This window comes from Pseudobdellovibrio sp. HCB154 (genome assembly GCF_046267985.1).
Classification (GTDB): domain Bacteria; phylum Bdellovibrionota; class Bdellovibrionia; order Bdellovibrionales; family Bdellovibrionaceae; genus Pseudobdellovibrio.
This window is the reverse complement of sequence record NZ_CP176530.1, coordinates 2,354,676-2,368,506: the sequence shown is the minus strand read 5'-3', so window position 1 is coordinate 2,368,506 and position 13,831 is coordinate 2,354,676. Positions and strand designations below refer to the sequence as shown.

The window sequence follows — 13,831 nt, the reverse complement described above, 5'->3', positions numbered from 1 at the left end:
CTTGTGCGAAATTACATTCATTTTTTAACAGAGATTTTTACTTAAAAACCGCCACATTTGCATAAATAAAAAAGTGTAGAATACGTATCGTTCTGATACATATTCGATAAAGTTAACTTCAGTAAACGTCGATTAGTTCTACATGTCTGGTGGAATTACGGCGCGATTTATAACACTACTAAGCAGTTTTCTGTTTTGTTGCGCGGCTTTGGCGATGAATGGCCGAACGACTTATCAAGCCAAGATTGCAAAGCCGAATGGTTACCCTTTAGAAGCTGCTAGTGTGAATTTCAGATTTTCGGTTTTAGATACCGTAGGTAGCTGCATTCTTTATATGGAAGACTATTCTGCTATCAACATGATGGATACCAAAGGCCTTATTTCTTTTGCGCTTGGAAATGGCTCGCGTTCATTTCCAACAAGCGGAACTTCGCAAACATTTCAAACTATTTTTGATAACTCAATTCCTTCGTTTCCTTGTCAAAATGCCGGTATTTATATTCCGGGCCCGAATGATGTACGTAAAATCGTGATGCAATTTAATGATGGAAGTGGTTGGCAAACATTGCCAGCGATGACGATTAACTCTGTGCCTTACGCGATGTACGCGAACGAATCTAATAATAGTAAAACTTTAAATAATAAATCTGATACCGCTTTTGTTGAATACACGACATTGTCGGCGTTGGGCTGTCAAAGCGATGAAGCTTTAAGATTTAATGGCGCAAGTTTTAGTTGCGTACGAGTCAGTGTCAGTGCCACCGAGGTTATCAACGCTTTAGGTTACACTCCGGTTTCTGATGTCAGTGCTACGGCGCCATTAATTTCAAGTGGTGGATCAGCGCCAACACTTTCTATCACGCAAGCCACATCAACAACAGATGGTTATCTTTCAGCAACTGACTGGAACATATTTAATAATAAACAGACAGCCACCGCTGCGGCGATTATTTCTACACTGGGTTATACGCCAGCTGATAATGCGGTTTCTGGTACTTATCTGCAAAAAGCAGATAATCTTTCTGATTTAACAAATGTGGTCACAGCAAGAAGTAATTTAGGTTTGGGATCTTTTGCCACAGCAAACAGTGTAGATCTAGGTTCTGCAAGTGCGACCGGAATTATCGCGGATGCACGTTTAGCGAATCAAAGCGCTATCACATCAGGTACGCAGTACACAAAAGTCACAGTTGATGGCAAAGGCCGGGTAACAGCTGGAGCTAACTTATCTTCAAGTGATGTCACAACAGCTTTAGGTTATACGCCAGCTGATAATTCTGTTTCTGGAACCTATGTCCAAAAATCTAATAACTTATCTGATTTAACGAATGTTGTAACAGCAAGAAGTAATTTAGGTTTGGGAAGTTTTGCAACAGCCAATAGTGTCGATCTTGGTTCGGCCAGTGCTACAGGTATAATTGCCGATGCACGTTTAGCGAATCAAAGCGCTATCACATCAGGTACGCAGTACACAAAAGTCACAGTTGATGGCAAAGGCCGCGTGATTGCCGGAGCAAGTCTATCTTCTGGCGATGTCACAACCGCGTTAGGATATTCTCCGGCGCAAGCATCAAGTGCTACCCAGTGGACAACCAATGGCTCGGCGATTGGTTATGCTACAGGAAATGTGGGCGTTGGAACAACTGCACCAGATTCTTTATTACATGTTAAAACCACAAACCCGATGGGCACCTTCAAAGTGCAAGCAGGACAAGTTCCCATTATTCATTTATATTCTGACCAGGCCAACGGCGGCCTGAATAGAAATTGGTCTATTATAAATAACTACAATTCAATCGGTGGTTTGGAATTTGATGTTTCAACAACTGAAGGTGGTAATCCCACAGGTAATACTAAAATGTTAATTACAAATACTGGTAATGTAGGTATCGGAACCACAACACCAGCGGCTAAATTAGATGTGCAAGGCCAAGTTAAAACATCAATGGGTACACCATTAGTTAATCCAGCCGGAAACGCTGTTGATTTTGCCACGGGAAATACCCAGTACGTCACATTCAGTTCGTGCCCAGGAAACGTATTAACCGTAAATCTTTTTTCAATGTTTGAAGGCAGCAGTTATTCTATCGTGATTGTTGCGCCAAGCAGTTGTCTGGTTGATTTTACAGGAATATCGCATCCAAACGGGGGATCGGGCGGAACAGCAGTTACGGCATTTAAATACCCAGCAGGACAGAAGTTTTCATCGACAGGAAACCCGATGGTTTATTCTTTCTTGCGTGCTAACAATTTTGTGTTTGTCGCACAAGTCGTCGACTTTCAATGATTCGGATAATTTGTCTTAGCATTTTTTTATTTTATGGTTTCTTCGGGAATGCTTTTTACCCGAACATGGCCTTTTGGAAAAGATCAATCTATCCAGTTTTTGCAACAGTGAATTCAGCAGGCCTTGGCCCAACTCCAAGTAATGATACCAGTCAAAGATATGTCACTGTCGGTGGCCCAGGAATTTTAGCTTACAAAGCAGTCCTTATCACATCAGGAACTTGTAACGATGCAGGGGTTGGCGCTAGTCTTTTAGCCGCGCCTGAAGAAACCATTGCGACTAATTTTTATTTTACGCCACCGGCAAATACGGTCGATGATTTTTTCACAGTTTGTGTGATTGGTAAAAACTTTGTCGGCGCTTGGCAAAATGAAATGTTACCTACAGCCAGTGTTACACTACGAGTGAATACGATTAAGCCTGTGGTGCAAACAATCTCGCTAGATGGCGGTGCGACAGCGACGGATTCAAATGTCGTTCAAGTCGCTTTAAGTGCAACTCATACGAACTTAAAAGTGAATGGTTTTTGCCTGAAATCACAAATCGGGTCGCCGGCGCCAAGTGATCCCACAAAAACGGATTCGTGCTGGAAGACGATTGATGGCGTTAATCCGCCAATTTCTCCAGCCACAAGTATCAACTTTAGCGGATTTAATTTCAGTATTGGTTATGTGCAAGCCACATACTCGGTTTTCGCCTGGGTCAAGAGTGAAGCCGGAGCTATTTCATCACTTTCTAACACAGGTTCGGGAACAATCGGTGTAGATAAATTCGATACAACATACACACCACCACAAGCACCAGATATTCGCAACGTAATTGCCGCAAACTCTGATACGCCAGGATCTCCAATTTCAGAAGCGGATTTATTTATTCCTGCCGGTCAATCAGTTTATATTAAGTGGAATGCCTCTGATGATCTGGCTTTACCTGGTGATGCGATGATGATTTATTTTACCTCAGATGAGCAAAACTTTACGTCTGTGGTCAGTGGAATTCCGAATGCAGCAGGTGCCGGATGTACGATTGATGGAAGTTCAACAGGCTGTTACAAGTGGACAAACGGTTCACCGTATTCAACTTATTTCAAAGTGCGTGTGGGGGTGATTGATACCACGGGGTTAATTAGTTACGCTTCGGCTCCGCCTAATAACACAACTCCATTTTCAATTATTGCCGGTAATACAGATTTAGGATTAAACGGCAGTGCTAATACGGCCATCTTAGATACTCGAAATGCTGTAGGTACAAACAATGCGGGTGCTTCACGTTTTGTGGTTCGCAGTGACGGTAATGTTTATATTTTGGATGAGCGTGGCTTAATGCGTATCGACCCTTACGATGGCTTATTAAAACTTTATATGCCGATTACGGGAACCGCAACGAACGGTCCTGTGGCCAGTGCGAGTTTAAAAAATCCAATTAAAATGGTTTTAGATGCCGAAGAAAATTTACTTATTTATGATTACAATTTAATTCGAAAATTAAATTTTTCTACAGGACAAATTAGCACATTAATCGGCGGTGGTAATTCAAACGCCGATGGCACATTAGCTAGTAATTTTCAAATCAATCCCATTGGTGGAAGTTTTGAATATATGCTATTCACGGTTTTACCAAATGGAAATATTTGGTTTCAAATTAATGATGATTTTATTCGTTCACGTAATTCGGGAGCCAAAGTTCGTTATTACAATGCTGCCGATCAAAAAGTTTATATCATCACACCGTCAGGAACAGGCTCGCTTGAAGATGCCGGCTTTAATCCAGACACTTATGCTATTTACAATTTCGGGATCACTTTTGATCCAGACACTTCAACAGTTTTAAAAATTCGTTCACGTTCAATTATTCCGACATCAGGCGGGCATAGTCCGCGAAGTGTCAGTTACAATCCGGTGCATGGTGGTGTTGAAGCACCACATATTCCATTTATTAATTATTGGGCCGACGATAATACAATTACTGCAATGAGTGGTGTGATGTACAACGTCAGTCACTTTGATACGCAAGGTATTCACAAATATAATCCGGCAACGAATTCATGGGTTCGTATTTTAGGAACAGGAACTAAAGGGCAGTGTGAAGACGGAACCGACGCTTTATCGTGTAACGTCGATGTCAGTGATATGTATGTAAGTCCGGTCGGTACAATTTATTTTATGGATCGTAATCGCATTCGCGTAATTGATGCCAGCAATAAAGTGCAATCGCTGTTCGGCCAATCAATGGCTTACGGTGATGGATCAAAAGCCACATCGGCACGTTTAGGCCGTGTGCTGTGGATGGATCGTGCTGACGATGGACGTATTATCGTGGTTGATAATAATGAGTTTCGCATTCGTGAATTTATCGCCGGAGGTAACATAAGTCTTGTCGCTGGTAATGGATCAGATGGCGCACCAGATACGACAAATCCAGCGGTCAGCCAACCGATCACTGTAAAATACTGGGGAGCTACTTATCCAATGGTTGTTGATCCTCCGACTGGAGATATTTTCTTTACACGAAATGGTTCAATACTTGCGCGCTTAGCACGGTCAACAGGTTTATGGTCAGATGTGGCCGGCGGCGGTGGTACGGATTATACAGTGGCCGACGGTAGTATCGGTAATCAAGTTTCAATTTCAGGTTACCCTCAAGGGCCGATGGGTTATAACGGCACTCAGTTAATGCGTACACTGCATCAGTGGAACGGCACAACTGAAGTCAATTCTATGATTAAACTTTACAGTGTCGCTGACGGTACACAAACTCACTTAGCCGGACAGGCCGGAATAAATGTTGATTCATTAAATAACTGTGCCGCGGGAACTTTGATCGGGACTTGTAAAGCGCCAGCCAATTTTAATCCGTTTACAAAAGCGCAGTGGGATTCAGCCAATAGCCGTTGGTTAATCAATCATATTGGCAGTAGCTTAATCCGCACGGCGGTTGAAGGTGGAAACATCGGCGATTTAGTCAGCCTTCCGCGTGGCGCGCAGTCGTTTTATTACATCGTACGCAGCGGAGTACCATTTGTGTATTACTGCTCGGGCGGAAGAATTTATAAATACAATATGAACACTGCAACCGAAACGGCTTTATTCTGGCCAAGTAGTACGATCGCTTGTGATGGTTATTCAATGGCTTGGAATCCCACTCAAAGTGCGATCATCTTTCCGATCTTACAAAATGGTTTAGGTGGCATTGCTCGTATTCTAGATCCTTAATTTAGTGCCGAACAATTTCAACTAACAAATAATCTGATTTACTCGAAGCAATTAGCTGCCAAGTATTTTTGGCTGATTGAATATTCATTCGCTGAACAGGCGTGGTTTGCATGTTTTCCGTTAACACTAACAATACTTTTTCTATTTCGTTTTTTGTCAGATGTGAAAGTTGCAAGAGCTTTCTTCCGGCCTCATTAATTTTTAAAATTTTGCCAATTTTGCTGACTAAAAATATTGGCTGGTGAAGCCCTTCATAAAACTGAAAACCATATTCGGCTAAACAATCTCCCATACTGTATTGCACGGTAATTCCTTTCTCATGGGCTTGGGGTAAAGCGCCCGATCTCAAAGTTGATAATAAGAATGAAGACGTAAAAAAGGTGTAAAAAACGGGATTTTTACATCTTTTTTACGCGGTCGGGGACTAAGCTTTTAAAGAAAGCGGAGGCTATTTATGGAATTTATTATTGCGGGACTGATCGGGGGCGCGGTTCTTGTTTATCTGACTTATGCTCTTTTTAATCCTGAGAAGTTTTGAGGTTTTTTATGCATATTAACGACTATGTTCAATTTATTCTTTTTGTTATTGTATTAATTGCGATTACTCCTCCACTCGGTCGTTACATGGCCAAAGTATTTACTGATCAAAAAACTTGGTTACACAAACCCTTAGGTTGGTTAGAAAAATTAACGTACAAATTTTCCGGAATTAATCCTCATGAAGATATGAGTTGGAAAACCTATGCTGCGGCTTTTATGGTTTTTCATTTGTTAGCGATTGTAGTTTTAGTGGCGATTCAAATGACGCAAGCTTGGCTTCCGCTAAATCCACAGAACTTACCTAATGTTGTTTGGCATTCGGCTTTAAACACAGCCGTTAGTTTCATAACGAATACCAACTGGCAAGGTTATTCTGGCGAAGTAACAATGAGTTACTTTTCACAAATGATGGGATTAGCTGTACAAAACTTTTTAAGCGCTGCCTGCGGTATTGCGGTAGCGGTAGCCTTGATCCGCGGAATTTCTCGTAAAAATGCGAAAGCGATCGGAAATTTCTGGGTCGATACAGCGCGCGCAGCCATTTATGTGCTGTTGCCAATTTGTATCGTCTTTACAATTGTTTTAGTGGGGCAAGGTGTAGTGCAGACTTTTGCACCTTATGTTGAAGCGATCACACTTGAAGGTGTAAAACAAATAATTCCACTAGGACCTGCGGCTTCACAAATTGCCATTAAAATGTTGGGTACAAACGGTGGTGGTTTTTTCAATGCCAATGCGACTCATCCGTTTGAAAACCCAACAGCGCTATCAAATTTCTTACAAATGCTTTCAATCTTTGCGATTGGTGCTGCACTAACTTACACGTACGGTTCAATGACGAACCAACGTAAACACGGTTGGATTATTTTCGGCGCGATGCTTTCGTTATTTATTGTTTTTACAAGTTTATCTTTAACTTCTGAATACACAACGAATCCAGTATTTAACCAATCAGGAATGATGGAAGGCAAAGAAACACGCTTCGGTGTTTTTAATAGTGTCTTTTTCTCATCTGTGACGACGTCAGCTTCGTGCGGAGCAGTGAACGCAATGCACTCATCACTCTCACCCTTATCAGGTGGTGTTGCGATGGTGAACATGATGTTAGGTGAAATTATTTTCGGTGGTGTAGGCGCTGGTTTTTACGGAATGATGTTATTTATTCTGTTAACAGTTTTTATCGCAGGGCTTATGGTCGGAAGAACGCCAGAGTACTTGGGTAAAAAAATTGAAGCCAAAGAAATGACAATGGTGATCTTAGCTATCCTTGCTCCATGCGCAATGATTTTATTGGGAACTGGAATTTCAGCGATCACACCTGCGGCGCTATCAAGCTTAGCTAATAAAGGCCCACATGGTTTTTCTGAAATGTTGTACGCCTTCACTTCAGGGGCAGCCAATAACGGCAGTGCCTTTGCTGGTTTAAGTGCAAATACGCAGTATTACAACTTGATGTTGGCCTTAGCGATGTTTGTCGGCCGTTTTGCGATTATCATTCCGATTTTAGCTGTGGCTGGAAGTTTAGCGCAGAAAAAATATTCTCCGCCGTCTTCAGGAACATTTGAAACTGATACAACGCTTTTTGCGATTTTATTAGTTGGTGTAATTATTATCGTTGGTGCGTTGACATTCTTGCCAGCACTTTCACTGGGCCCCATCGTCGAACACATTATGATGATTAAAGGTCAAACTTTTTAAGTAAAGTAGGAATATATGTTTGATACAAAAACAGTAAATTTATTTGATAAAAAATTAGTAGTACCTGCGATAAAAGAAGCGTTTATTAAGCTTCATCCACGTATGCAAATGAAAAATCCGGTGATGTTTGTCACGTTAATTGGAGCTGTGTTAACAACGATCTACGTTATTTTCAACATCGGCCATGGTTCAAAAATATTTGAATTTCAAATTTCACTCTGGCTATGGTTTACCGTGCTTTTTGCCAACTTCGCTGAAGCCATTGCTGAAGGGCGCGGTAAAGCCCAAGCTGAAAGTTTGAGAAAAACCAGAACCCAAACGATGGCCAGACTTCTAAGTGGTAAAACAGAATCAAGAATCAGTGCTGCCGAATTAAAAAAAGGAAATCTTGTTATCTGCGAAACGGGTGACGTGATTCCAGGCGATGGTGAAGTCATTGAAGGTATTGCCAGCGTCGATGAATCTGCTATTACCGGTGAATCAGCTCCGGTAATCCGTGAATCCGGTGGAGATCGGAGTGCTGTAACGGGTGGTACCCGTGTGATCAGTGATCGTATCGTGATCCGTATTACCGCTGAAGCAGGACATACATTCTTAGATCGCATGATCGCTTTAGTTGAAGGAGCAAAAAGACAAAAAACTCCAAATGAAATTGCATTAAGTATTGTGCTTTCAGGTATGACTATTATTTTTATTTTAGCTGTTATGACTTTAAAACCATTTGCTGATTACAGCGCAGGAGCTGCCGGACAAGACCTCTCAAATATCGTCACAGTTCCGGTGTTAATTGCTTTATTGGTGTGTTTAATTCCAACAACCATCGGTGGTTTATTAAGTGCGATTGGTATCAGCGGTATGGATCGCTTGATTCGCAGAAATGTGATTGCCACAAGCGGTCGTGCTGTTGAAGCTGCCGGAGACATTGATGTGTTGTTACTTGATAAAACAGGAACAATCACTTTAGGTAACCGTATGGCCACAGCTTTTATTCCGGTTAAAGGTGTGCCTCCAGAACTTTTAGCGCAGGCTTCGCAATTAGCATCGCTTGCCGATGAAACGCCAGAGGGTCGTTCAATCGTGGTATTAGCCAAAGAAAAATTCAGCTTACGTGCTGAAGGTGTACAACCTCATCAAGCACAGTTTATTGCTTTCTCGGCAAATACACGCATGAGTGGAATTGATTTTGAAGATAGCACGGGTAAGCGCAGTATTCGTAAAGGCGCAGGCGAAGCTATCAAAGACCACGTTAAAAGTTTAGGCGGAACTGTACCGAAAGAAATCGATATGATTATTGATGATATCGCTAAAAAAGGGGGGACTCCTTTAGCGGTAGCTGACGGAAAAAATATTTTAGGTGTCGTGCAATTAAAAGATATCGTTAAAGGTGGAATCAAAGAGCGTTTTGCTGAGCTTCGTAAAATGGGTATTCGCACAGTGATGATTACCGGTGATAACCCGCTAACAGCCGCAGCCATTGCCGCCGAAGCAGGCGTTGATGACTTTATGGCGCAAGCCACACCAGAAACAAAATTAAAACGTATTCGCGAAGAACAAACCAACGGTCACTTAGTCGCTATGACCGGCGATGGAACTAACGATGCTCCAGCCTTAGCGCAAGCTGATGTGGGCGTGGCCATGAATACCGGAACGCAAGCGGCTCGCGAAGCGGGTAATATGGTTGACCTAGATTCAAATCCGACAAAATTAATTGAGATTGTTGAAATCGGAAAACAACTGTTAATGACACGCGGATCGTTAACGACTTTCAGTATCGCCAATGACGTCGCAAAATATTTTGCGATTCTGCCAGCGTTATTTAGCACGTTGTATCTTGTGCAAGGAGCAGCGGGTGGTCCGTTATCTGTGTTAAATATTATGGGATTAGTTTCTGCACAAAGTGCGATTTTAAGCGCGGTGATTTTTAATGCGCTAGTGATCGTGTTTTTAATTCCGCTCGCTTTACGAGGTGTTAAATACCATGCTGAAGGGTCAGCAGCGGTGTTACGCCGTAATTTATTAGTCTATGGCTTAGGCGGTATTATTGTTCCATTTGTGGGAATCAAACTTATCGATGTGATTATTACCTCTATCGGTCTTGTTTAAAATGATGTAGAGCTTCGCTCTAGGAAAGAAAGAAGAACTTATGAAACACTTACTACCGGCTTTAAAATTTACGATTTTTATGACGTTGTTATTAGGTTTGATTTATCCGCTTATGATGACAGGAATTACCCAGGTGTTATTTTCTGAAAATGCGAATGGTCAGTTGATTAAACGTGGTGATGTCGTTGTGGGTTCAAAATTGATCGCCCAGAACTTTGAAAAAGTTGAATACTTTTGGCCGCGCCCATCAGCGGTGGGATTTAACCCGTTACCATCAGGGGGATCAAATTTAGGTCAAGCTGCGGCTGGTTTAAAGCAAGCCGTTGATGAGCGTCGTACAAAACTTAAAGCCGCTCATCCTGAACAAACGGGTGAACCGCCGCAAGATCTGTTATTTGCTTCAGGCAGTGGTTTAGATCCACATATCAGTCCAGAAGCCGCTTATTATCAATTACAACGAGTGGCTAAGGCCAGAAATATGTCGCCAGCCGAGGTGCAAAACACCATTGATAAAGTGACCGAGGCTCGCCAATTTGGTATTTTAGGAGAGAAAACAGTTAACGTATTAGCTTTGAATTTAGCTTTAGATAAAGCTCAAGGAATTGAAAAGTGAGTGATGACCATCGTCCGGATCCGGATGCATTGTTAAAAACAGTCGACGAAATGGAAAAGCGCAGGCACGAGGGGCGTCTGCGTATTTTTTTAGGTATGTCGGCAGGCGTTGGTAAGACCTACGCTATGTTGCGCGCGGCTCATCAAAGATTAAAAGAAGGTGTTGATGTGACCGTTGGGATTGTTGAAACCCACGGGCGCTCAGAAACCACAATTTTGACTGAAGGTTTACCTCACGTTGATCGAAAAAAAGTTCACTATCGTGGAGCTGATCTTGAAGAACTAGATATTGATGCGATTTTAAAATTAAAACCAGAACTGGTAATCGTTGATGAATTAGCACATACCAATGTTCCAGGCTCACGCCATGAAAAACGTTATCAAGATGTTTTGGAAATTTTAGAAGCCGGCATTGATGTTTACACTGCATTTAATGTGCAGCACTTAGAAAGTCGTAAAGATTCAGTCGAGGCCATCACCGGAGTTTCTATTCGAGAAACTGTGCCGGATAGTATTTTAGAAAAAGCGACATTGGTTGAACTTGTTGATATTGCTCCGTCTGAATTATTAAAACGTCTTAAAGAAGGTAAAGTCTATTTAGGTGATAAAGCCGAGCGGGCTGCGCAAAACTTTTTTAAAGAAGATAAATTAACTGCGCTTCGTGAAATCGCTCTACGTATGACCGCTGAGCGTGTCGACCAAGATTTACAAAAATTAGTGAGTGTGCGTGCGGCTGGCAGCCCATGGCAAACCAACGAACGTCTACTTGTGGCGGTTAGCCACAGCCCATATTCAGAAAAATTAATTCGCGCCACACGCAGACTGGCCTACAATCTAGAAGCACCATGGATCGCTGTGCATGTCGATACAGGGCTAAGTTTAAACGATACTGATCAAGCGCAGCTGGTTAAAAATTTAAACTTAGCACGTGAATTAAAAGCCGAAGTTATCACAACGACTGAAGTGGATGTACCGTCAGCGGTTCGTCGTATCTGTCGGCAAAAAAATGTAACTCAAGTGGTGGTCGGGCGTCCGACGCGTCGTTGGTTTCGTGATCTTTTAGAAAAAGGAAACTTACTTGAAGGCTTAATTCATGAAAGTTTAGATGTCGACGTTCACGTGATCCGCCAAGAAGGGGCTTCGCTACAACGCCCAAGTTTAATAGATGAAATTTCTTACTACAGCTCAAAAACCGGCCCGGCTAAATATTGGTACACTTTAATGGCCATTATTGCCGTCGCAGGCTTTGGTACACTGATCGAAAAATTCATCGGGTATCGTGCCGTAGGTTTTATTTTTCTTTTAGCGGTTGTTGTTTTAAGTACATTTGGTTCCATCGGCGCGGTTATTCTGGCCGCAACCTTAAGTACGCTTATTTGGAATTACTTCTTTATTCCTCCCAAGTTCACATTTTTTATTGGTAATACCGAAGATATTTTAATGTGTGTGGCTTTTTTTGTGGTGGCTTTAATCACGGGTTTTTTAACAAATCGGTTAAAGTATCATGAACGTTTAATTCGTGAGCGTGAAGAGCGTACAAATATTTTATATGAAATTTTACAAGACATTGCTGCGGCCACAGAAAAATCCGAATTTTTACATAAAGTGACCCAGCGTGTGGGCCATATGTTAGAGGCTAATTGTGGTGTTTTACTTAAATCACCAACAGGGGTTTTAGAGTTCGATGAATTAAAGCCTTATCATGTAGATCTTGCCGTTAAAGACTGTGCGGTGGCGCAGTGGTGTTTTGATAATAACAAACAAGCTGGCTGGTCGACTGAAACTTTATCTGAAGCGGCCGCTTTATTTTTACCTTTGCGTGGGCCTTCAGAAATCGTCGGTGTTTTTGTGTTTAAACCAAAACGTCGCACAAGAAAATTAGATTTAGAAAAAGAGAATTTATTATTATCGATTGTTCGTCAGTTAGGTGTTTCGATCCAGCGTCACTTCTTAAGCCGCCGGTTATCCGAAGCCCAGCGTTTAAAAGACTCTGAAAAACTTCATCAGACACTGTTAAGTTCTATTTCTCATGAGATGCGCACACCTCTTACAGCGATTTTAGGCGCGGCCTCAGCTTTAGAGCAAGAATCGACAGCTAAAGATTCAGCGCAAGTTAAAACTGTAGCTTTGGGTTTACATGAAGCCGCTGATCGTTTAAACCGCGTGATTGAAAATTTACTTGATATGAGTCGGTTAAATTCTGGTGTGCTATCACTTAAGTTAGAATGGCATGATTGCAACGATCTATTAGGTGTGGTGATTAAAAAACTTGAAAAGCCGTTAAGCCAACACAAAGTAAACGTGCAATTTTTAGAAAATATTGTATTGCTTAAAGTTGATTACCGCTTGATGGAGCACGCCCTAGCAAATATTGTATTAAATGCCGCGATTTATACTCCGCCGGGTTCAGAAATAAATATTAAACTTAAAAAATTAGAAGATGAATTTAATATTGTGATTGAAGATAACGGCCCAGGAATTCCGGAAGAGTCGTTAACAAAAGTTTTTGATAAATTCTACCGCGTACCGGGAAGTCCTACTGGCGGAACCGGGCTTGGTCTTTCGATTGTTAAAAGTATTGTAGAACTTCACCAAGGCAGTATCCATGTTGAAAACGTAATTCCTCACGGGGCACGGTTTATTGTAAGTCTTCCGCTGGAAGAGCAGCCAAGCTTACCAAATGAGGTGAATAATGGATAATAACCAAGAAGTTCGTATTTTGATTATTGATGACGAAGCGGCGATTCGTAACGTTCTTAAAATGAATCTTGAATCCAGTGGTTATAAAATTTCTGAAGCCATCGACGGACAGTCGGGTATTGCTCAGATTTCAAGTTTTCATCCGCATTTAATTTTATTAGATTTAGGCTTGCCAGACATGAATGGTGTTGCCGTATTAAAAGAACTGCGTAAGTGGTCGCGTGTTCCGATTATTATTCTGACAGTCAGTGATGATGAGCAAACTAAAGTGCGCTTACTCGATGCCGGGGCTGATGATTATTTAACTAAGCCTTTTAGTGCTAAAGAATTACTGGCCCGTGTGCGGGTAACGTTAAGACATTTGGGATTAATCGAAGCAACTCCGGTTTTTAAATCCGATGATTTAGAAGTGAATCTGGCCCAAAAAAAGGTTTTTGTATCTAATGAAGAAGTTCACTTAACAGCGACTGAATACGAACTTTTAGCAGTTTTAGTGCGCGATCAAGGTAAAGTTGTCCCGCAAAAACAGCTGATGAAGTTGGTTTGGGGAAAACTTGACGAAGAGCAAACTCACTATCTAAGAATTTATGTTAACCAGTTAAGAAAAAAGATCGAGAAAACGCCATCTGAGCCGAAACATCTAATTACAGAGCCCGGAGTAGGGTATCGTTTAGTATAG

The 13,831-nt window shown here is 41.7% G+C and carries 9 protein-coding genes; 8 read left to right on the top strand and 1 reads right to left on the bottom strand.

All coding sequences use genetic code 11. The features are described 5' to 3' along the window. The first annotated feature begins 214 nt into the window (after positions 1-214). Complete coding sequence (locus ACKWCF_RS11465; RefSeq protein WP_409477728.1) at positions 215-2,287, top strand: hypothetical protein; 2,073 nt, start codon at positions 215-217, stop codon at positions 2,285-2,287. A gap of 65 nt (positions 2,288-2,352) precedes the next feature. Then, positions 2,353-5,499, top strand: a complete 3,147-nt coding sequence (locus tag ACKWCF_RS11460) for a hypothetical protein (RefSeq protein WP_409477727.1) — start codon at positions 2,353-2,355, stop codon at positions 5,497-5,499. A 1-nt stretch (position 5,500) separates the two neighbouring features. On the opposite strand, the gene ACKWCF_RS11455 is transcribed toward ACKWCF_RS11460, so the two are convergent. Beyond that, on the bottom strand, positions 5,501-5,803 hold the full coding sequence (locus tag ACKWCF_RS11455) for a hypothetical protein (protein WP_409477726.1): 303 nt from the start codon (positions 5,801-5,803) through the stop codon (positions 5,501-5,503). 150 nt (positions 5,804-5,953) lie between these two features. Here ACKWCF_RS11455 and kdpF point away from each other — a divergent pair, with 150 nt between their 5' ends. The 6 genes from kdpF to ACKWCF_RS11425 are packed head-to-tail and all read left to right on the top strand — an operon-like array spanning position 5,954 to position 13,831. Beyond that, positions 5,954-6,037, top strand: a complete 84-nt coding sequence (kdpF, locus tag ACKWCF_RS11450) for a K(+)-transporting ATPase subunit F (RefSeq protein ID WP_409480258.1) — start codon at positions 5,954-5,956, stop codon at positions 6,035-6,037. Positions 6,038-6,045: 8 nt separating this feature from the next. Next, positions 6,046-7,737, top strand: coding sequence for a potassium-transporting ATPase subunit KdpA (kdpA, locus tag ACKWCF_RS11445; RefSeq protein ID WP_409477725.1), 1,692 nt, complete (start codon positions 6,046-6,048; stop codon positions 7,735-7,737). A gap of 15 nt (positions 7,738-7,752) precedes the next feature. After that, positions 7,753-9,840, top strand: coding sequence for a potassium-transporting ATPase subunit KdpB (gene kdpB / locus ACKWCF_RS11440; RefSeq protein WP_409477724.1), 2,088 nt, complete (start codon positions 7,753-7,755; stop codon positions 9,838-9,840). 40 nt (positions 9,841-9,880) lie between these two features. Beyond that, positions 9,881-10,453 carry a potassium-transporting ATPase subunit KdpC gene (kdpC, locus tag ACKWCF_RS11435; RefSeq protein WP_409477723.1) on the top strand — a complete coding sequence of 191 codons (573 nt, stop codon included), beginning with the start codon at positions 9,881-9,883 and terminating at the stop codon, positions 10,451-10,453. Next, positions 10,450-13,152, top strand: coding sequence for an ATP-binding protein (locus ACKWCF_RS11430; protein ID WP_409477722.1), 2,703 nt, complete (start codon positions 10,450-10,452; stop codon positions 13,150-13,152). Before kdpC ends, ACKWCF_RS11430 begins: the two co-directional genes overlap by 4 nt. After that, positions 13,145-13,831, top strand: a complete 687-nt coding sequence (locus ACKWCF_RS11425) for a response regulator (protein WP_409477721.1) — start codon at positions 13,145-13,147, stop codon at positions 13,829-13,831. Before ACKWCF_RS11430 ends, ACKWCF_RS11425 begins: the two co-directional genes overlap by 8 nt.

Bases quoted from the DNA above. Each gene is read 5' to 3' on its own strand.
- ACKWCF_RS11465 (WP_409477728.1), top strand. From the start codon at position 215: ATGAATGGCCGAACGACTTATCAAGCCAAGATTGCAAAGCCGAATGGT.
- ACKWCF_RS11460 (WP_409477727.1), top strand. From the start codon at position 2,353: ATGGCCTTTTGGAAAAGATCAATCTATCCAGTTTTTGCAACAGTGAAT.
- kdpF (WP_409480258.1), top strand. From the start codon at position 5,954: ATGGAATTTATTATTGCGGGACTGATCGGGGGCGCGGTTCTTGTTTAT.
- kdpA (WP_409477725.1), top strand. From the start codon at position 6,046: ATGCATATTAACGACTATGTTCAATTTATTCTTTTTGTTATTGTATTA.
- kdpB (WP_409477724.1), top strand. From the start codon at position 7,753: ATGTTTGATACAAAAACAGTAAATTTATTTGATAAAAAATTAGTAGTA.
- kdpC (WP_409477723.1), top strand. From the start codon at position 9,881: ATGAAACACTTACTACCGGCTTTAAAATTTACGATTTTTATGACGTTG.
- ACKWCF_RS11425 (WP_409477721.1), top strand. From the start codon at position 13,145: ATGGATAATAACCAAGAAGTTCGTATTTTGATTATTGATGACGAAGCG.